Origin of the sequence: Planctomyces sp. SH-PL62, from assembly GCF_001610895.1 — a bacterium.
In the GTDB taxonomy this organism is placed as follows: Bacteria; Planctomycetota; Planctomycetia; order Isosphaerales; family Isosphaeraceae; genus Paludisphaera.
On record NZ_CP011273.1, the window covers coordinates 5,096,662 to 5,116,404 of the forward strand.

Genomic DNA, 19,743 nt, shown 5'->3' on the forward strand with positions numbered 1-19,743 from the left:
TGGGGCCGTTGAGGATGCTGGGGTCGGGGCATCAAGGCTTCACCTTCACCCTCCAGAACCAGTCGGGGTCGGTCAGCAGCCCGGAGGCGGCGTGCTCGCCGAGCTTGCGATAGCTTTCCCATTGCGCCTCGTCGAAGAACTGGTCGCTCGTGCTCTCGTGCGGGAAGTCGCCGTGGAGCGTCCGGTATTGCAGCACGTCGACGCTCTCATCGCCCGTGACCGAGGCTTTCAGATAGAGGAGCAGCGAGCTCGCGTGCGACCCCGCGTCGTAGCGGACGCGGAACAACGCCGCGTGCTTCCGGGAGGGCCCGCCGCCGGCCGCGGGGCGCAGTTCGTCGATCGTCCCCAGCAGGGCGCGAACCTCGGGCGGGATCACGTTCCGGGCCGCGAGGTCGTCCAGGTCGGCGTCCGTGAACGGCTCGACGTGGGCGTCGAAGTCGATCCGAACCTTGCGGATCAGCTCGCCCAGCCCTTCCATGGTGAAGGCGGGGTCGGCGCTGGCGTCGCAGACGATGATCCGGGGGACCTGGCGGCGGATCAGCTCGTAACCCCCCAGGTTCTCGAAGAATCCGCCGTCGGAGACGTGCCAGTAACGCGCCCAGGGGCCCGGGTAGAGGGCCAGCCATTCCGAGACCAGGAGCGTGTGGGTCAGGAAGGTCCGCGAGACGGCGTAGGCCATGCGCCTCAGGACGCTGAGGTCGGGGAAGCCCCGACGCCCCGCCAGCGTGATCCCGCTGTCCCACCAGTAGCCGGTGCGGAGGTTCGCCAGGCCGAACAGCAAGGCCGTGCCGAGCCGCGTCGACTGCCCCCGACCCGGGCCGATGGCGGCCCCGGAGAGCGCGACCCATTCCCGGAGCGAGAGCATCTCCACCCGGCCGCTCGGATCGCCGACGACGTCCAGGGCCGGATGATCCGAGCCGGGACGGACACCAAGGGGGTCCAGCAGGTTCCTCGCCCCTGGGTCCCCCATCGAGCCGGCGTCGGCACCCCAGGCGGCGTGCCAACGCTTGCCGACGGTCATCCCGATCGGGCTCACGGCGAGGCTCTCCCCCTTGCGGTCGCGGTTGCCGCGGAATGAGGAGAAGTCGATCGTTTGATTCACCGTCAGGTTGATGAGGTGGAGCGGCCCCCCCATCTCGTAAGGGCGATAGTCCTTCAACGAGCCCACGTCGTCTCCCGGGATGACCTCGGTCACGTCCGCCGAGCCGGGCCGCCGCCGCTCCGGGTTCGACGCCCCCAGGTAGGCCCGCGCCAGCCGAGCCGCGTACATCTCCGAGAACGACGAGCGGTTGACGAACGTCAGCGCCGCCGGGTGGGCCAGGATCAGCGAATAGGCCAGCGCGCACAACGTGGCGATGATCCCCCGCCCCGGGTTGTCGCCCCCTCCGAATGCCGCATGGGCCGCGAACGAATAGAGCACCAGGGGGACGGTGAACAGGACGGCGGCCAGGAGCCCCGCCACGACCTGCGCGTGGAAGTCGCGCGACGACGACGACTGGACGCCGGTCCCGCGTTTCTGCACGAACAGGCCGGCCAGCGCCCGGCCCAGCGGCACCAGGCCGGCGATCGTGGCGAGAAGGGTCGCGAAAGCGCCGACGTACATCTCCTTCCGGGCCGCGTATTGCTGGAGCGCGAAGCCGATCGAGTCCACGACGGCCAGCAAGAGCGCCCCCGCGGTCAGCACCAGAGCGAAGCCCAGGTCGTGGGTGAGCAGGTTCCTCGTCCGGAGCCGTTGCGTCCGGGAATCGCCGACGCCCACGGCCGCCTCCCGGATCCGTCCCCGATACCAGGCCAGCTCGACGTGCCAGAACGCCAGCAGCAGCGACAAGGCGAGCAGGAGCGGCTCCAGCCGCAGGCCGTAGTAGAGCCCGAGGACGACCAGGCCCGACGCCACGAAGACCAGGATCGACAGCATCAGGCCGTGGAATCGCTCTTGCCGATGCTGGCAGACCAGCCAGTATCCGACCCCGAGCGGCAGGACCAGCGTGAGGAAGAGTACCTCCGCGAGCAGGAACCAGGGGCTGTAGAAGGGCCCGAGAAATCCCCGAATCAGGTCGCCGAAAGGCATCCCCCCCGAGCCCACCGAGACCTGCTTGAACAGGGCCAACGACGGCGAGAAGACGCCGTACCGGATGGCTTGCATGAGCCCGAAGAGGGTGAAGAACAGGATCCCCACCACCAGGTGGACGCTCACGAGGTTGCGGAAATAGTTGGCCGCGTTGACCCGCTCATCGCCGGCCCCCGAGGGGGCGAGATAGTTGCTCTGCCTCCGCAGCCAGGCGATCTCGGGAGACCCCGGGTCGACCAGCTCGCCCTCGACGTGCGACGGGCCGGGCGGATAGGAGCGGCCGTCGAGCCCTTGCACCGGGGCCTGGCGAAGGCGGTCGAAGCAGCGGCCCAGGAACGAGCCGACGTAGCCGCCGCCGGAGACCGTCGACAGGAAGTCCACCTTCCGCAGCCGCTTCGCCCGCGCCAGCGCCTGGAGCACTCCCAGGTTGAACGTCGCGCTCCGGACGCCCCCCCCGGAGAGGGCCAGGCCCGTCACGTCGTCGGGCCAGTCGGGGGTCTCCCCGTCGATCGAATCGAGCGGCAAGTCGGCCTTCGCGGCGTCGTCGTTGACCCGATCGCGTCGCTTCCCGATCGCGATCGACTCCTTCCGCCGCAGCGCCTCGGGATACTCCGGCGCGTCCCTCAGATGCTGTCGTGCGTCCTCGATCAGGACGTCGGCGGCCTTCTCGCTCGCCATGTAGATGTTCGTGACCAGGAAATAGCCCGGGATCTGCGGGAAGATGGAGGCGTCGACGACGCGCAGGCCGTCGACCCCGCGGACGCCGAACCGCGAGTCGAGGACGGCCGAGGGGTCGCCTTCAGGGCCCATGCGACAGGTCCCGCAGGCGTGGTGCCCCCAGGCTTCGCGGAGGATCCACGCCTTGATCTTCGCCTCGTCGTCGGTCGGCACTTCGGCCACGCCGGGATGGCTCTCCCGCTTGACGTAAAGCCCCGCGTTCCGGGAGATCCCCCGCACGAACTTCACCCCTTGGACGAGGGCGTCGAGGTCGGGGTCTTCCAGGGACTTCCCTCGTCGGTCGGCCTCGTTGAAGTAATGGAAGTTGATCTCGGGCGTGTCTCGCGGGTCCGTGGAGCGAAGGCGGACGGTCCCGCCGTTGTTCCTGGTCTTCGCCTTGAGGATCACCCAGGAAAACATGTCGTGGATATGACCCACGTCCGAATAGCCGACCGCGTACCCCTTGAACGGAAGGGGGGCGCCGAAGATGAAGAGGTCGGGCTGGACCAGGTTCGGGGACGATCGCTTGAACAGGCCCAGCACGGCCCCATTGGTGGAGTAGAGCCCCGTCCCCTCCTTGCGCCACTCCTGCAAGTGCGGGTCTCGAGACGGGTCGGCGTCGTCGTCCTTGAGCGTCGCCCCCTCGAGCAGCGAGAAGGGCGCCTTCATCTCGCTGACGAGTGAGACCTCGTAGCGATCCTGGAGGTTGCGGCCGACGCCGGTCAGGTGGATGCGGGACGGTTGCTCGTTCTGGTCGAGGATCACGTGCCCGTCCCCGTCGCAGAGGGCGCAAAGCTTGGGATCGCCGGCCTCCGCGGCCGCTTTCGCGAGCTGCTCCGAATCGCCGATCCCCGAGAGCATCAGGAGTTGCGGCGTGTTGAACGACCCCCCGCAGAGGACGACCTCGCCCGTCGGCTTGACGAACGCCCGCTCCAGTTTCCCCTCGTCCGGGCTGGGGACCACGTGGGCGCGGTAGAGCCTGGCCCCCCTCCGCAGTTCCACCCCCACGGCGCGGGGCAGATCCTCGCGGCTGAAGAGGACGCGGGTCGCCAGGCAGTCGGTCCAGATGTGAAGCCGATCGGGATGGGCTTCGCGGACCTCCAGGAGAAACTCGCGGGGGCTGGAACGGCGGCCCCGGCGGACGTTGGGCGTGGTCCTTTGCTCGTGGATCGAGGTCCCCTCGCCGCAGGCGGCCAGCGGGATCAGGACCACCCCCTCGGGGCTCTCGGCCTGGGTGGTCGCGTGATTCGGGTCGAGCCCCTCCGACGCCCGGCCCCGGAGGATCGTCCGCACCCACGTCCACGCTCGATCCAGGCCCGCGGACTTCGCCTGCCAGAGCGCCGCCTTGAGCATGCCGATCAGCTGGCGATCGCCCAGGCCGAGTTGCAGGTCCAGGACGCTGGTGTGCAGCCAGCCGTCGTAGCCGTGCTTTCCCCCGGTATGGTCGACGTTCTTGCCCAGAAGCCACCACAGGCCGTCCCGAAACCGGCCGAGGAATCGCGACGGGACCGGCCTCGGCCTGGGGAGGTACTGGTTGCGCTCCAGCTTCTGGAAGTAGGGCCGCATGGCGGTCGACCGCCACGAATCGTCTTCCAGATATACGGACAGTTCGTCCCAATCGGCGTCGGGCCCGGCGATGGTGATCAGCGCGTTGTGGACGGTGCAGCCCCCCAGCGCGGCGGCTCGGGGATAGAAGATCCCTTCATGGGTCTCGTTCTCGCCCTTTGCCCGATCGGGGAGGTGCCACTTCGGGTCGACGCCGGCGGGGGGGTCGTCGTAGTGCTTCACGAAGAACCGCCAGCTCAGCGCGGGGTCCTCGGTGGACGCGGCGTGGAGGCCGGGGACGAGGCTGACCTCGGGCGACCGCCCGGGGTCGCCGTGCGAGCCGGCCTCGATCACGAGCACTCTATAGCCCTTCAGCGCCAGCCGGGCCGCCAGCGGACCGCCGCCGGCCCCCGAGCCGACGACGATGTAATCATAGCCCTCGTGATGCGGGACGTTCGTCTTGGCCGTGGTCATGTTTCGCCTCGATGTTCGCGCCTCTCGAACCGGGTCGCCGCGCGATCCCGGCGGCCGTTCAGAACGTCTTCAAGAGCTCGATCAGGGCGTCCTTGTCGTCGTCGGTCATGGACTTGAACCAGGGGAAGTCGTGCCCCTTGTCCATCACGAAGTCGGGGCATTTGCTCACTTCGAGCAGCGCAGGCGCGACTTTCTGGCGGAGGAATTCCTGGGCCTCCTCCCCCTTCAGTCCCTGCGTATCCAGCTCCCCGAGGGCCTTCGCGACCTCGGCCGCCGCCTTCGCCAGCTTCTCGGGTTCGGCCTCCGGGTTGACGTTCGCCAGCAAGTTGACCGGCGTGCCCGCCGGGATCGGCCCGATCCGCAGCTCGCCCACCCGGCCGAGCAGGAAGGACATGACGAAGGCCAGGACGAGGCCCGACAGCAGCGGGAGATAGCCCAACCAGATGCGCCGCCGCAACGTCTTCACGTTCAGCAACGCCACCAGTCCCAGAATCGCCGCCCCGATCGGCAAGAGGATCAGGCGGGGGGACCTCAGCCACGGATGGTCGTCGAGCGTCCGCATCAACACGTCGATGTTCGTCGCTGCGAGGTACGGGACGTGACGCGCCGGGATCGTGAGGTAGCTCTCGACCGGCGTCCGCCAGATGAGCCCCTGGTCCTTCGCGAGCCGCTCCGCCGTCGCCCCGTTGTAGCTGGAGCTTTCGAGCCGCTTCCGGGGCCAGAGCAGTTTGCGGATCGCGTCGTCGAACGCCAGAAGGCGGCCGTCGACTGAGGGATCGTTGTTGAACAGCCCCAGGCTGTTGTTGTGCAGCAGCGGCGCGCCGGCCCAGATCGAGATCAGGGTCGGCACCCGGTAGAAGCCCGGCCCGCCCCCGCCCTCGGGAACGCCCGGCGGCGCCTTGTGGCGCGGGGTGTAGCTGTCCGGCCCGCCGGACTCCCCCTTGTAAGGGTTGAAGAACGGGATCGAGCCGACCGAGGGGAGGTTCTGATAGTCGACCGAGGCGAAGTCCTGCCACATGCGGCCGGTCATCGCGTTGGTCGCCATCGCGCGGGCCGAGTTGGTCCCGACGTAATCGACGGGGATGCGATAGTCGGTGGAAAGGAAGTTCTCCAGCCAGAAGGTGGGCGTCTCGACGATCTCCTCGGCCCACTTCCGATACTTCGGGTCGGAGAGCCAGCGGCCGGGATCGTGGTCCCAGAACTCGCCGCGCTCGGCGAACTCGGCCATCTCCTCGTGCCGCTCGTTCGGCTGGATGCTCGAATGGCAGACGATGCAGTTCCGCGCGAAGACCTTCCGACCATGCGCCAGCTTCGACGTATCGACGTGCTTCGCGCGCTCCTGGGCCAGCAGCGTCCGGAGATCGCGATTCTCCCGCTCGGCCTTCGCCTTCAACGCGGCTTCGTCGATCCGGGCGGTCCGATCCACGTCCCCGACCACGTCGAGCAGCCGCATCGGCGGGGTGATCCGCAGGAAGTAGTCGCGCATCGGCCCGACCCGCGCCTGGGTGGCGAGCCAGTAGACCGAATGGGCGTCGAGATCGTCGATTCGAAACGGCTCCTGGGGCTGGAATCCGACGATCAGCCGGTTGATCCGGATCCACTGCTCCCAATATGACCCGATGTTCAGGTAGACCCGCGCCAGCGACGCATAGCCGCCGATCGAGTCCGAGCCGTCCAGCAGGACGCGCGGCACGAGCCGGGGGTTCTCGTTGGACTTCTCCAGCTTGGCGACCTCGTCCCCCCGGTCGGGATACACCGCATCGAGCTTGCGGAGGTAGGCGACGAACTCGTTGTACGATTCGGACTTCCCGAACTCGGAGTCCGCCCAGAGGGAGGGCAGCGAGGCGGAGACCGTCGAGAGCTTCTCCTTCGGGTTCCTCAGCGAGAGCGCCACACGCTGGCGGAGCCCGAAGATGGAGTTCATCGTGTTCGTGTTGTTGATGTTGTCCGAGGGGAGCAGCGAGGTGTCGATCGTCCCCGGAGGCTGGCTGTCCAGCAGGTGGTAGACGAAGCTGTTCTTGTCGAGGAGATTTGCGAAGACTCCTCGGATCCGGAGGTACTGGGCCCCGATGTTCCCCGACAGGTTCTCCCACGCGGGATCGGTGATGTTCCGCGGCGGGTTCAGGGGGCTGAAGGACGTGTGGCAGAACGCGCAGCTCATCCCCACGCGGAAGGGACGCACCAGCTCGGGGTCGGCGTAATAGTCCGGGTCGTTGTAATAGCGATCGGCGTCCCACTTCGCCCGCGCCTTCGCGTCGAAATTGGGATTCGGGAAGAGTCGCAGGCCGATGACGCCGCTGGAGAGGCCGTAGATGTCCGGCGGAAGGTCCCTGGCGACGCCCTTCCCCTTGTCGTATCCCTCGCCGCCGTATGCGTCGGTGTTGGCCTTCGCCTCGGCCGGGCCGGCGTGATCGTGGCCTGCGTCGGCGTGATCGTGGTCGTAGTCGTAGGAGGGGTTCCGGGGCTCCTCGTCGCCTTCACGACGAGCGAAGGCGCGCGAGAGATAGGCCCCCCTCGCCGAACGACGGCCGGGGTCCGAGGGGACGCTGAGCCGGATCCCGAAATCGGTCGGCTCCGGCGTCCCCGGATCGGTCATCTCGGGCTCGTTGATGAGGCCGGCCTCATGAAAGAGGGTCGCGCGATTGCGGCTGTCCAGGATCTTCAAGAGGTCGCTGCCGCCGAAGCTGTTGTTCGCCAGCCAGTCCCAGAAGCCCTCATTCCCTGCGCACCAGGCCATCCAGGTGTTCCGGCCGATCGCCTCGGAAGTCGTCAGCTTGAGATGCCCCACGTCCCGCCCGGGACGCCAGGGGATGCCGGGTCGCTTTTCGCCGTCGGGCTTCGCCTCGGCCGGCTTCGGTTCCTCCGGCTTCGGTTCGTCGGGCTTCGCCTCGTCCTTCGCCTTCTCGGGCTCCCGATCGACGAGTTGATCCGGCCAGGAAGCCGCCCCCCCGGCTTCCCGGCCGACGTAGTCCATTCGAGGGAAATAATCATATTTGGGGGCCGCGAAGTCGCCTGCGGCCTCCTCGGGCGTCCGTCCCGCGAGACGGGCCCTGGCCATCGCCTCGTCGTCCGGGGGGACGCCGCCGGATTTGTAGCACCCGCCCCCGGTCGCCGTCGCCAGGGCGGCCGCGAGCACGAGCATCCCGGAAACCGGGATGCCCACGCGCCGACGCCGAGCCGTCCCCACCCCGACCACGATCCTCGCCTCGGCTGATCTGGGGATGTCCGGCGTCTCTCGTGCAAGCACCATGGCGTGAGCCCCCGGAGATGACCATCTAGTGGATGCGCGACGGACCAGCCCGACGACGCGCGCACCACGACCGCTCCGGCCCAGAGCCGTTATCCCGCGAATCCTGGGCGGCCCGAGTCAGCCGGGCGATCGTCGAACGCGAACGTGAAGCGACGGAGGAAGTCGGTCCGGGAATCCGACAAAGCGTACTATTCCCGCTCGAACAGGTCGAAGTGTGCCGATTTCCGACCTTAGTATACGGGACGTCCTCAAAGTCTCTATCACTAATTTTCATTAAAGCGAGAAACTTTCGCCGTCCCGCAGGTGCCGCGCGCGACTTCGCCCGGCCGACGAGCGAGCGTCGGCCGGGCGAAGGGGGAATCGGCGTGTCGTTTCGGTTGAGGCGGGGCCCGCGTCAGGCGACGGCCTTCGTCTCCTCGTCGGCGTCGTAAAGCAGGAGGTTCGCCCGGTGGAACTCCTCGTGCGTCACCTCGAAGGGGGAGCCTGTGATGGCCCACATCCCCTCGATCACCTCCTCAATTGAGCCTTCGGGCTCGTCCCAGGTGGCGACCATCGTCTCCTCGCCCCGAACCAGGACTTCGAGTCCCTGGTCCAGGAGAAAGGTCTCGATCTCGCCGCGGTGGGCCGGATCGACGGCGAAGGTCCAGCGGATCATCTCGATGCTCAGGGTCTCGTCGTCCGAGCTCATGGTTCGTCCTCCCTCCGTGGAATTCGAATACCAGTCTTCCTTTATCCCATCGGCCCCCAGCCCGGCCGCCTTGAAACATCGACCGGCCTCCGACGATGATCGAGGGTCGTCGTTTCGACGAGGGAACCCGGCGCGGTCGGGACGAATTTCAGGAGCAGTCCGGTCATGACGATCGTCCAGAAGATGCGGAGCCAACTCGGCCCGGCCATGAAGGCCCGAGACGCGGCGAAGACGGCTTTCCTGCGATACTGGATCGCCCAGCTCACCCTGGCGACCGGCGACGAGATGGCCGACGCCGACGCGATCAAGAAGATGCGGAGCGTCCTCAAGGAAGCGAAGTCCGGCGTCACCACGTTCACCGCCGATGAGGTGGAGCGACTCCGCGAATGGGTCCCCGCCAGCCTCGCGCCCGATCAGATCGTGGAACTGCTCGCGCCGGTCGCCGACCCCATCCGCGCCGCCCCCAAGGACGGCATGGCCCTGGGAATCGCCATGAAGGCGCTGGCGGGGCGGACCGTGGAGACCGAAGACGTGAAGGCGGCCGTCGCCTCCCTCCGGGGGCAGCCTTGACCATCCATAAACGGATTGTTTAACATGCCTCCAGAGTCCGACGACCTCGCCCGAACGGCGGGTCGACCTCCAGGGGCGGAAACGCATGATTGTTCGCTTCCTCGTCCGGCTCCCGGCCCTCATGCTCGCGGTCGCCTCGCTCGCCGCGGCGACGAGGGCCGAGGAACCGTCCCCCGCCGCGACGGCGGACGCCGCGAAGGCCGAGCACTTCACTTCGAAGGTCGAGCCCATCCTGACCTCTCGCTGCCTGAAATGCCACGGCGGCGAGAAGACTCGCGGGGGGCTCCGGCTCGACGGCCGCGAGGCGATGCTCAAGGGCGGAGACCTCGGCCCGGCCGTCGACCTCGACGCGCCCGACGAGAGCCTGCTGCTCAAGGCGATCCGCTATGAGGACGGCCTGGAGATGCCCCCCTCGGGGCGGCTCCCCGACGATGACGTGAAGGTGCTCGCCGAATGGCTCGCAGCCGGCGCCCCCTGGTCCGGCGGCGACACCGCCGGGGCGAGGCCGACGACTTCCGAGGAGCCGGACGCGCCGACGGCCGATTCGTGGCCCTATCGCGAGGTCGTCCGCCCCGAGATCCCGACCGTCCGGGATCGGAGCTGGGCGCGGAACCCCGTCGACGCCTTCCTCCTCGCCGGGCTGGAGGCCGACGGCCTCGCGCCGGCCCCCGAGGCCGATCGTCGGACCTTGATCCGCCGCGCGACCTTCGACCTCACCGGCCTGCCGCCGACCCCCGCCGAGATCGAAGCTTTCGAGGCCGATCCCGCGACCGACGCCTTCGAACGGCTCGTGGACCGACTGCTCGCCTCGCCCCAGTACGGGGAAGCCTGGGGCCGACACTGGCTGGACCTCGTCCGCTACGCCGAGACCAACGGCTACGAACGGGACGCCGCCAAGCCCTTCATCTGGCGGTATCGCGACTACGTCGTCGACGCCTTCAACCACGACAAGCCGTACGACCGCTTCCTGCTCGAACAGCTCGCCGGCGACGAGGTCGCTCCCGACTCGGTCGAGGCGCAGGTCGCCACCGGCTTCTACCGCCTGGGCGTCTGGGACGACGAGCCGGCCGACCGTCCCCTCGCCCGCTTCGACATGCTCGACGGCGTGGTCTCCACCGTCGGCCAGGTCTTCCTGGGCATGACGATCAACTGCGCCCGCTGCCACGACCACAAGAAGGACCCGATCCCCCAGTCCGATTACTACCGGCTGCTGGCCTTCTTCATCGACATGGGCGAACAGACCGGCCTGGAGACCCGCAAGGTGGGCCCCGAGGGCGTCGCCGTCATGGCCGCCGTCGAGAAGGGCCGCACCGAGCCGCACGTCCTGCTGCGAGGCAACCCGAACCTTCTCGGCCCCCGCGTCGAGCCGGGCGTCCCCGTCGTCCTGGACCCGGATCGGGCGACGTTCGGCCCCGGCGCCGGCAAGCGTCGGGCGCTCGCCGAATGGCTGGCCGATCGCCGCAACCCGATGACCGCCCGGGTCTTCGCCAACCGGCTCTGGCAGTACCATTTCGGCCGCGGGCTGGTCCCCTCCCCCAACGACTTCGGCAGCCTCGGCGACCCTTCGACCCACCCCGAGCTGCTCGACTGGCTGGCCGCCGAGCTGATGGGCGGCGGCTGGACGGTCAAGCGGATGCATCGGATCATCATGCTTTCGAGCGCCTACCGGATGTCCTCGCGGCCGTCCGACGCCGCGCTCGCCCGCGACCCGGCGAACCTGAAGTTCCAGCGGTTCCCGATGCGTCGGCTGACGGCCGAGGAGGTCCGCGACGCGATCCTCGCGGTCGGCGGCGTCCTCAACCCCGGCGCGAAGGGTCCCTGGGTCTGCCCGCCGATCCCGGACGAGGTCCTCGCCGGCCAGTCGGTCCCGGGCCAGGGCTGGAAGGTCTCCTCCCCCGAGGAGTCGGCGCGGCGGAGCCTCTACGTCCACATCAAGCGGTCGCTGGCCGTCCCCATCCTGGCGACCCACGACGCGGCCGACACCGATTCCAGCTGCCCCGTCCGCTACACGACGACCGTCCCCACCCAGGCGCTCGGCCTACTCAACGGGGCCTTCGCCAACGAGCACGCCGCGAAGCTCGCCGGGCGGCTCGCGAAGGGCCGCGAGGGGGACCTCGAAGCCCAGGTCCGCGAGGCCGTCCTCCTGACCACCGGCCGCGAGCCGACCGCCGACGAGGCCGCCCGCGACCTCGCGTTCCTCCACTCGCTGCGCGACGAGGCGGGGCTGTCCGAGGCCGAGGCGCTCGTCCAGTACGCGCTCCTCGCGCTCAACGCCAACGCCTTTTTGTATCTCGACTGAGGGAGAGGACCCCATGCGAAACGACGGTGCCCCTCCCCCCTCGCGCGCCCCGCACGGCCAGTTCTGCGGCCGTACCCGCCGGGAGTTCCTGTGGGAGACCGGCGGCGGCTTCACCGCGACGGCCCTCGCCGGGCTGCTGTCGCAGGACGGCTTCCTGGGTCGACGAGCCCGCGCCGCCGACGCCGCGCCGCCGTTCGTCAACCCGCTCGCCCCCAAGTCCCCCCCGAAAACGGGCAAGGCCAAGAGCGTCATCTTCCTGTTCATGTACGGCGGCCCGAGCCACGTCGACACCTTCGACCACAAGCCGAGGCTCTACCCGCTCGACGGCAAGACGATCGAGGTGAAGACCTTCGGCCGAGGGGGCAAGCGCAACGAGGGCCGGGTCGTCGGCCCCAAGTGGGCGTTCCGCCCCTACGGCGAGTCGGGCAAGATGATCTCGGACCTGTTCCCGAACCTGGGGACGTGCGCCGACGACATGGCGTTCGTCCACTCGATGTACGCCGAATCGCCGATCCACGGCTCGGCCATGCTGATGATGAACTCGGGCCGGATCCTCAGCGGCAACCCCTGCCTCGGCTCCTGGGTGACGTACGGGCTGGGCAGCGAGAACCAGAACCTCCCCGGCTTCGTCGTCATGCTCGACAAGACCGGCGGACCGATCAGCGGGCCCAAGAACTGGTCGAGCGGCTACATGCCGGCCGTCTACCAGGGGACCGTCCTCCGCGCCGACGGCGTGCCGATCCACGACCTCTCCCCCCCCGAGGGGACCGACCGCGCCCTCCAGCGTCGGCTCCTGGACCGCCTCCGGGAGAAGAACGAGGAGCACCGCGTCCCCCGCGCCGACAACTCCGAGCTGGCCGCGCGGATCGCCAGCTATGAGCTGGCCTTCCAGATGCAGCAGCACGCCCCGGAGGCCGTCGACTACTCCCAGGAGAGCGCGGAGACGCTGGCCCTCTACGGCGTCGACCGACCCGAGACCGCCGACTTCGGCCGGAAGTGCCTGCTCGCCCGCCGACTCGTCGAGCGCGGGGTCCGGTTCATCCAGGTCTACTCCGGCGGGGCCCACAACGACGACAACTGGGACGCCCACGGAGACATCGTCTCCAACCATACCAAGCACGCGGGCCGGACCGACAGGCCCATCGCCGGGCTCATCAAGGACCTCAAGCGCCGGGGCCTGCTCGACGAGACCCTGATCGTCTGGGGGGGCGAGTTCGGCCGCCAGCCGACCGCCGAATTCGCCGAGGGGACCGGCCGCGACCATAACTCCTACGGCTTCACCGTCTGGCTCGCCGGCGGCGGGATCCAGGGGGGCGTGAGCGTCGGCTCGACCGACGAGCTGGGGAGCGCCGCGGTCGACGACCGGTTCCACGTCAAGAACCTCCACGCCACGATCCTCGACCGGCTCGGCTTCGACCCCAACGCCCTCGCCTACTTCTACGGCGGCCTCGACCAGAAGCTCGTCGGCGTCGAGGGCGCCGAGCCGATCCATCAACTGATCTAGTTCCGATCGCGGTTCGATCCGACCCCCCCCGGAGCCAGCCCGCCATGCGACCGAGAACCTCGCCGGCCGTCCTGATCCTCCTCGCCTCCGGATTCGCCGGGCTCGCCGATCGGGCGGTCGCCGAACCCCCGGTCACGCGCAAGGCCTCCTGCGCCTGGGCGAGCGAGGCCCCGACGCTCGACGGCAAGCTCGACGACGCCTGCTGGCGCGCCGCCAAGCCCGTCACCGACTTCGCCGCCCTCTGGCTCGGCGAGTCCCGGCCCGGCACCCGCGCCCGGCTCGCCTGGGACGACGAAGCCCTGTATTACGCGGCCGAGATGGACGACGCCGAGCTTCGGGCGTTCGGCCGCAATCGCAACGACCACCTCTGGGAAGGGGACGTCTTCGAGATGTTCTTCAAGCCCCGCGAGGACCAGCCCGGCTACTACGAGTTCCAGGTCAACCCGCTGGCCACGGTCTTCGAGGTCGCGTTCCCGAAGCGCGGCGCGCTCGACCACGCCTTCCGCGACGAGCCCCCGCTCGGCCACGAGGCGGCCGTCGTCCTCCGGGGCACGCTCGACCGTCCGGGCGACGTCGACGAGGGCTGGACCGTCGAAGGCCGCATCCCCTGGTCGGCGTTCGCCCCCACCGGCGGCCGCCCCAAAGTCGGCGACGCCTGGCGGTTCGCCCTCTGCCGGTACGACTACGGACCGGAGGGGACCAAGCCCGCCCTCATGAGCTCGGCCCCCCTGACGGTCCCCAACTTCCACCGCTACGAGGACTACGGCGTCCTCCAATTCGAAGGCCCGGACGCCGCCAGGCCCTGAACCGGGACGGTCACGCCGCGTCGGCCGCGCACAGGCGGCCGACGCAGCCGGCGACGACGTGCTGCACGAGGTTGTAGACGATGATCGGCAGGAGCACCAGGGGCTCCGACGCCAGGATCGTCGACGCCAGAACCAGTCCCGTGCCGTTGTTGTTCATCCCCATCCCGAACATCAGCGCCGTGCGCTGTGGCCGTCCGGCCCGCAAAAGACGACCAATCGCATAACCGCCAAAAAAGGTGAGTATGCAAAGCCCCGTTGATAAAGCCAGGGCCGCGCCCAGGAAGTCCCAGTCCGGGTCGGCGAGCGCCTGCGGCAGACAGGCCGCCGCGTTCGAATAGCAGAGAGCCAGGAGCGCAAGCGTCGCCGCCGACTTGAGCGCGCGTTCCAGCCGTTCGACCAGCGTCGTCGACGCGAGCCGGCGGGCCGCCATCCCGAGCAGCGACGGGACCAGCACCCAGGCGGCCAGGAAGGCTCCCGTCCCACGCCCGGCCAGGGCGAGCAGGTCGTTCGCGGCCTCCCCCGGAAACGCCAGGCCCGCGAACCGGAGCAGGGCCGGCGTGGCGATCGGGCTGAGCAGCGTCGAGCCGACCACGAGCCCCAGGCTGAGGGACATGTCCGCGCCGACGCTCTGCGCCCACCCGGTCGAGGATCCCGCGATCGGCATCGCCGCCACCAGGGCCAGGCCGACGACCAGGCTCGACGCCTCGACCGGGTCGTGCCAGGCGACGAGCGCCGGTGCCAGCGCCGCCAGGTACAGCAGCGGGATCATCATGTTGGCGAGCAGGCCCGCCAGCACCACCGAGGGCCGCCGAGCGATCTCCCGCATCCGGTCGGGACGAGCCCGCAACCCCGCGTTGAACAGCAGAAGCGCCAGCAGCAGAGCCGGCCCCGACGCCTCGATCCGCCCACCACCAGCCTCGAACTCGAATGCGCGGACGTTCCGAAGCCAGAGCCCGGCCGTCGGGCTCGTCCGGGCCGCGACGTAGGCCGCCGCGATGCAGAACAGCAAATGCCGATGAATCCAGTGGCTCAATCGCTCGATCATCCCAGGGATCCCTCCGTCTCGGGTTACGCCGTGATCCGGGTCGAGTGTCGAACTCCCGGACGTCGGAGGGATCCTAGACCCGCCTCCTGAGACGGCGACGAGCCCTGAATAAGATCGGCCTTATAGATGACCCGCGAAGCTACGATCGATAAGCTGAGCTTATGCCCTTTCTGTTTTTTCCCGTCGATAAGGCCGATCTTATCGTCGCATCACGGTCTCCTCAGGATCACCCCGTAGAATTCACAAAGGCCGGGGGGAGTTCCCCAGGCCGCCGGCTCGACCTGTACCGGAAAGGTGGAAACCATGAGGATGCTGCTTCTGAAGTCTCTCGGTGTGATGATCCTGGCTGCCGCGGCCAGCTCGATCTCGGTCGCCTCGGCGGACGACGCTCCCAAGGCGGTGGTGGACGCCGTCAAGGCGAAGTTCCCCAAGGCCGAAATCAAGCACGTCGACAAGGAGGAGGAGGACGGGGAGGTCGTCTATGAGTTGAGGCTTCAGAACGGCGCCGATCGAGTCGAGGTCGAGGTGCGTGAGGACGGCCGGATCCTCCAGATCGAGACCGAGGTCAAGCCGGCCGACCTCCCCAGGCCGGTCGCCGACCTCGTCGCCGCGAAGCACCCCGGCAAGCCGGTCAAGAAGGCCGAGAAGGTCGTCAAGTTCGAGAAGGGCGCCGAGGTCGTGACCTACGAGGTCGTGGTGGAAGCCGATGGCAAGAAGATCGAGATCGAGGCCACCCCGGCCGGCAAGCTCGTCGACGCCGATGGCGACGACGAGCACGAGGAGAAAGACGAGGATTGAACCTCCGACTCGGAGGAGGAGGACGCGACATGCTCGGCCTGAAGGTGCTGGTGATCGAGGATGACGAGGAGATCGCCGATTTCCTGGTGCGGGGGCTCCGTGAGGAGGGCTTCACGGTCGATTCGGCCGCGACCGGCCCCGACGGCTGGCTCGCCCTCTCGCGGGGCGCCTGCGACCTCGTCGTACTCGACTGGTGGCTCCCCGGGGTCGACGGGCTCACGCTCTTGAAACGCTTCCGACAGGCCGGGCACGACGCCCCCGTCCTCCTCCTCACCGCGCGCGACGCCCTCTCCGACAAGGTCAGCGGCCTCGACGGCGGCGCGGACGACTATCTCTGCAAGCCGTTCGACTACGAGGAATTCCTGGCTCGCGTCCGCGTCCTGGCGCGGCGGCGGGCCGCCTCCGCCTCGGCGGTCCTCTCCTACGCCGACGTCCGCGTCGACCTCCGCACCCAGCGGGTCGAGCGGGCGGGCCGCGTCGTGGAACTCACCGCCAAGCAGCAGGCCCTGCTCGTCTTCTTCCTCAACCGCCCCGACGAGGTCCTCACGCGCACCCGGATTTACGAGCACGTCTGGGACGAGCGCTACGACGGCTCCTCGAACACCCTGGAGTTCCACGTCATGGAGCTCCGACGCCGGCTGGAAGCGCACGGCCCCCGGCTCATCCACACCGCCCGGGGACGTGGCTACGTCTTCGGCGCGCGGGACGCCGAGGGGGAGGCGCGATGACCCTCCACGCCCGGATCTCCCGGTTCTTCCTGGCGACGCTCGCGATCGTCCTGTTCGGGTTCTCGACCCTCCTCTACGCCGTCTCCGCTCGCTATCTCCATCGCCGGACCGAGGACCGGGTCGAGTCGATCCTCAACACGCTCGCCGCCGCGGCCGAGATCACGCCCGGGGGGGTCGAATGGGAACCCGAGGAGCGGAGCCTCTCGTTCGGCCGCAGGGCTCCCGAGGGGGGATTCCAGTGGACCGTGTCCGACGAGCGAGGCGCGGCGATCGACGGCTCGACGCCCCGGACGATCCTGGCTCGCGACGACCCGGACCGTTCCCTCGACGGCCGCCGCGCGTTCCGGATGAAGGACGAGCGTGGGCTCGGCTGGGCCGTCGGCGTCCGGGTGCTGGCCCCCGAGACGGCCGGCTTCCCCGCCGCGCCGGGACTCGCGCCAGACATCCACCCCGCCCTGATCCTCCGGGCCGCCGTCGCGACCGCGGACGTGGAAGTCGCGCTGCGAAACCTCAGCCTGTTCCTGGCCGGGGCGTCGATCGGGGTCTGGGTTCCGGCGTTTCTCGCCGGCCGCCGGTTGGTCCGCCGCGCCTTGCTCCCGCTGACGGAGATGGCCCTGGCGGCCCATGAGATCCGAGGCGACGACCTCGCGATGCGGCTCCCGACCCCCGCGACCGGGGACGAGTTGGAAGAGCTCGGCGGCTCGTTCAACGCGCTCCTGGGACGGCTCCAGGAGTCCTTCGAACGCCAGCGGCGGTTCACCGGCGACGCCTCCCACCAGCTTCGCACCCCGCTGACCGCCATCCAGGGGCAGGTCGACCTCGCCCTCCGTCGCGATCGCGAACCGGAGGAGTACCGCCGGACGCTGGAACTGGTCCGGCGCAAGACGCAGCACCTGCGGCGGATCGTCGAGGCCCTGCTCTTCCTGGCGCGGGCGGACCGCGAATCGTCCGAGCCCGCGCTCCAGGTCGTGGATCTTGCGGAGTGGCTCCCCGAGCACCTACACGCCTGGCGCGAGCCGCCGCGAGCCGCGGAGATCCGCCTGGAGACGTCCGGCGAGCCGCCGATGGCGGTCGCGGCCCACGTCGCGCTCCTGGCCGAGATGGTCGACAACCTCGTCGACAACGCGACCCGGCACGGCCGGTCCGGGACGCCGGTCGCGGTCGGCCTGGCGCGCCGGGGAGGCCGGATCGAATTGACGGTGGAGGACCGGGGTCCGGGCGTCTCCGCGGCCGACCTTCCTCACCTGTTCGAGCCGTTCTACCAGACGGAGGGGGCTCGAAGCCGAGGGGCGGGGGGCGTCGGGCTCGGCCTCTCGATCGTGAAGCGGCTCGCCGAGGTCTTCGGCGCGACGGTCGCCGTCGCGAGCGAGCCGGGACGCGGCGCGAGGTTCCTGGTGAGGTTCCCCGAAGCCGCGAATGAGGCCGCGACGAATGCCGAGTCCTCGCCCGCGACGACCGCCTGAGGCGGCCGTCGCCAGGCGGGAATCGTCACTCGTTGTCGCTGCGTTCGCGTCGGACGGTGACGCTGCGGCCCTTGATGCGGCTGCCTCGAAGGGCGTCGATGACGGAGTCCGCCAGTTCGGAAGGGACTTCGACGAGCGAGAATCGGTCGGCGATGTCGATGTCGCCCACCTGCCGGCCGGTCAGCCCGGCCTCGCCCGTGATGGCGCCGACGAGGTCTTGCGGGCGGACGCCCGCGGCGCGACCGGCGCCGACGAACAGGCGGGTCATGTTCACGCCCCGGCTGTCGCCCGGCCGCTTGCGGTCGCGGGGGTTGCGCGACGGGGCGCGCGGCCCCGCGCCCCGGGCGTCGCGGAACGGCCGGTCGCGCTGCATCTCGACGTCGGGGATGTCCTCCTCCTCTTGCTGGGAGTCGGCCCCGATCGACTGGTGGAGCAGCTTGGCCGCGGCCATCGCCACGTCCATGAGGTCGAACTCGCTCGCCAGCGACTCGACGATCACCCGGTAGCGTTCCAGCTCCGCCCCGACGACCGCCTCGCGGATCGACGCGCGGGTCAGCTCCAGCCGGCGGGCCCGGAGGTCGGCCACCGTGGGAATCTTCTCGATGGCGATCTTCTGGCCGGTGGCCTGCTCGATGATCCGGAGCTGGCGATGCTCGCGGGGTTCGGCCAGGGTGATCGCGATCCCTTCACGGCCGGCGCGACCGACGCGGCCGATCCGGTGGACGTACGACTCGGCCTCGACCGGGACGTCGAAGTTGATGACGTGCGAGAGCTGCTGGATGTCGAGCCCGCGGGCGGCGACGTCGGTGGCGATCAGGAGTTCCGCCGTCTCGCTCCGGAACTTCTTCATGACGCGGTTGCGCTGCTCCTGCGTCATGCCGCCGTGCAGCCCCTCGACGCGGCAGCCGCGGGCGCTCAGCGTCTCGACCAGCTCGTCGACCTCGTTGCGGCGGCGGCAGAAGACGATCGCCGAGGTCGGGTTCTCGATGTCGAGCACCCGGCCCAGAGTCGCCAGCTTGTGGCCCCGGGGGACGATGTACGCCGTCTGCTTGACCAGCGGGACCGTCCCGGGGGCGGAGGGCTCGCGATGGATCTGGATTTTCTGCGGGTCGGTCAGATGCTTCCGGGAGATGGCCGCGATCCGGGGCGGCAGGGTCGCCGAGAAGAGGACCGTCTGGCGCTCCTTGGGCGTGTCCGAGAGGATCGACTCGATATCCTCGGCGAACCCCATGTCGAGCATCTCGTCCGCCTCGTCGAGCACGACGATGCGGATCCCGTCCAGCCGGAGCGTCTTGCGCTTGATCAGGTCGAGCGCGCGGCCCGGCGTGGCGATGACGACGTCGGTCCCGCGCTCCAGGGCGCGGATCTGGGGCCCGTAAGCCTGCCCGCCGTAGACCGGGAGGACCGAGGCCCCCATCGGTCGACCGTAACGGTGCACGGCCTCGGCCACCTGCATGGCCAGCTCGCGGGTCGGGACCAGGACCAGGGCGAACGGTCGGGGGCTCTTCTTGTCGAGCTCCGTGAGCCGGTGGAGCATCGGCAGGGCGAAGGCGGCCGTCTTGCCCGTCCCGGTCGCCGCCTGACCGACCAGGTCCTTCCCCGTCAGCAGGACCGGGATCGCCTCGCGCTGGATCGGAGACGGCTCCTCATAGCCGAGCCCCGTCAGGGCCTCGACCAGCCGGGGATCCAGCCCCAACGATGAAAAACCCGGCTCGGCCGCCTGCTTCGTACCCTTCTCTGCCATCCGCGGAACCTTCCCTTCGCTCGCCCGCCCCACGCCTTCGAACC

General features: G+C 69.4%; 12 protein-coding genes. 7 read left to right on the forward strand and 5 right to left on the reverse strand.

Features of this window, described 5'->3' with window-relative positions:
• Window positions 1–31: 31 nt before the first annotated feature.
• The 3 genes from VT85_RS27815 to VT85_RS19720 form a co-directional block, all read right to left on the reverse strand.
• The gene (locus tag VT85_RS27815) at window positions 32–4,804 is read right to left on the reverse strand and encodes a GMC oxidoreductase (RefSeq protein WP_068419271.1); all 4,773 of its coding nucleotides are present in this window, start codon (window positions 4,802–4,804) and stop codon (window positions 32–34) included.
• A 58-nt stretch (window positions 4,805–4,862) separates the two neighbouring features.
• Window positions 4,863–8,054 (reverse strand): hypothetical protein, encoded by a 3,192-nt coding sequence (locus VT85_RS19715; protein ID WP_156512962.1) that lies wholly within the window; start codon window positions 8,052–8,054, stop codon window positions 4,863–4,865.
• 394 nt (window positions 8,055–8,448) lie between these two features.
• The gene (locus VT85_RS19720; protein ID WP_068419278.1) at window positions 8,449–8,742 is read right to left on the reverse strand and encodes a hypothetical protein; all 294 of its coding nucleotides are present in this window, start codon (window positions 8,740–8,742) and stop codon (window positions 8,449–8,451) included.
• A 165-nt stretch (window positions 8,743–8,907) separates the two neighbouring features.
• Between VT85_RS19720 and VT85_RS19725 the strand changes: the two genes are divergently transcribed.
• From VT85_RS19725 to VT85_RS19740, 4 genes are all read left to right on the forward strand, one after another.
• Window positions 8,908–9,312: a GatB/YqeY domain-containing protein gene (locus VT85_RS19725; RefSeq protein WP_068419282.1), complete on the forward strand. Its 405-nt coding sequence runs from the start codon at window positions 8,908–8,910 to the stop codon at window positions 9,310–9,312.
• 85 nt (window positions 9,313–9,397) lie between these two features.
• Window positions 9,398–11,611 carry a PSD1 and planctomycete cytochrome C domain-containing protein gene (locus tag VT85_RS19730; RefSeq protein WP_068419285.1) on the forward strand — a complete coding sequence of 738 codons (2,214 nt, stop codon included), beginning with the start codon at window positions 9,398–9,400 and terminating at the stop codon, window positions 11,609–11,611.
• A gap of 13 nt (window positions 11,612–11,624) precedes the next feature.
• Window positions 11,625–13,115 carry a DUF1501 domain-containing protein gene (locus VT85_RS19735; RefSeq protein WP_068419289.1) on the forward strand — a complete coding sequence of 497 codons (1,491 nt, stop codon included), beginning with the start codon at window positions 11,625–11,627 and terminating at the stop codon, window positions 13,113–13,115.
• A gap of 44 nt (window positions 13,116–13,159) precedes the next feature.
• Window positions 13,160–13,921 (forward strand): carbohydrate-binding family 9-like protein, encoded by a 762-nt coding sequence (locus tag VT85_RS19740; RefSeq protein ID WP_068419292.1) that lies wholly within the window; start codon window positions 13,160–13,162, stop codon window positions 13,919–13,921.
• Between the two features lie 10 nt (window positions 13,922–13,931).
• Here the strand turns inward: VT85_RS19740 and VT85_RS19745 are convergent, their stop codons facing one another.
• Window positions 13,932–14,966, reverse strand: coding sequence for a bile acid:sodium symporter family protein (locus VT85_RS19745; protein ID WP_068419295.1), 1,035 nt, complete (start codon window positions 14,964–14,966; stop codon window positions 13,932–13,934).
• A 303-nt stretch (window positions 14,967–15,269) separates the two neighbouring features.
• Here VT85_RS19745 and VT85_RS19750 point away from each other — a divergent pair, with 303 nt between their 5' ends.
• Genes VT85_RS19750 through VT85_RS19760 form a run of 3 tightly spaced genes read left to right on the forward strand, consistent with a single transcriptional unit; the run spans window position 15,270 to window position 17,955 of the window.
• The gene (locus VT85_RS19750) at window positions 15,270–15,764 is read left to right on the forward strand and encodes a PepSY-like domain-containing protein (protein ID WP_082858749.1); all 495 of its coding nucleotides are present in this window, start codon (window positions 15,270–15,272) and stop codon (window positions 15,762–15,764) included.
• Window positions 15,765–15,793: 29 nt separating this feature from the next.
• A complete protein-coding gene (locus VT85_RS19755) occupies window positions 15,794–16,492 on the forward strand; it encodes a response regulator transcription factor (RefSeq protein WP_068419301.1) in 699 nt (232 codons plus the stop codon).
• Window positions 16,489–17,955, forward strand: coding sequence for a sensor histidine kinase (locus tag VT85_RS19760; protein WP_068419304.1), 1,467 nt, complete (start codon window positions 16,489–16,491; stop codon window positions 17,953–17,955). The genes VT85_RS19755 and VT85_RS19760 overlap by 4 nt, the downstream gene beginning before the upstream one ends.
• 25 nt (window positions 17,956–17,980) lie before the next feature.
• Here VT85_RS19760 and VT85_RS19765 read toward each other — a convergent pair whose 3' ends face one another.
• Window positions 17,981–19,699 (reverse strand): DEAD/DEAH box helicase, encoded by a 1,719-nt coding sequence (locus VT85_RS19765; RefSeq protein WP_068419307.1) that lies wholly within the window; start codon window positions 19,697–19,699, stop codon window positions 17,981–17,983.
• Window positions 19,700–19,743 lie beyond the last annotated feature (44 nt).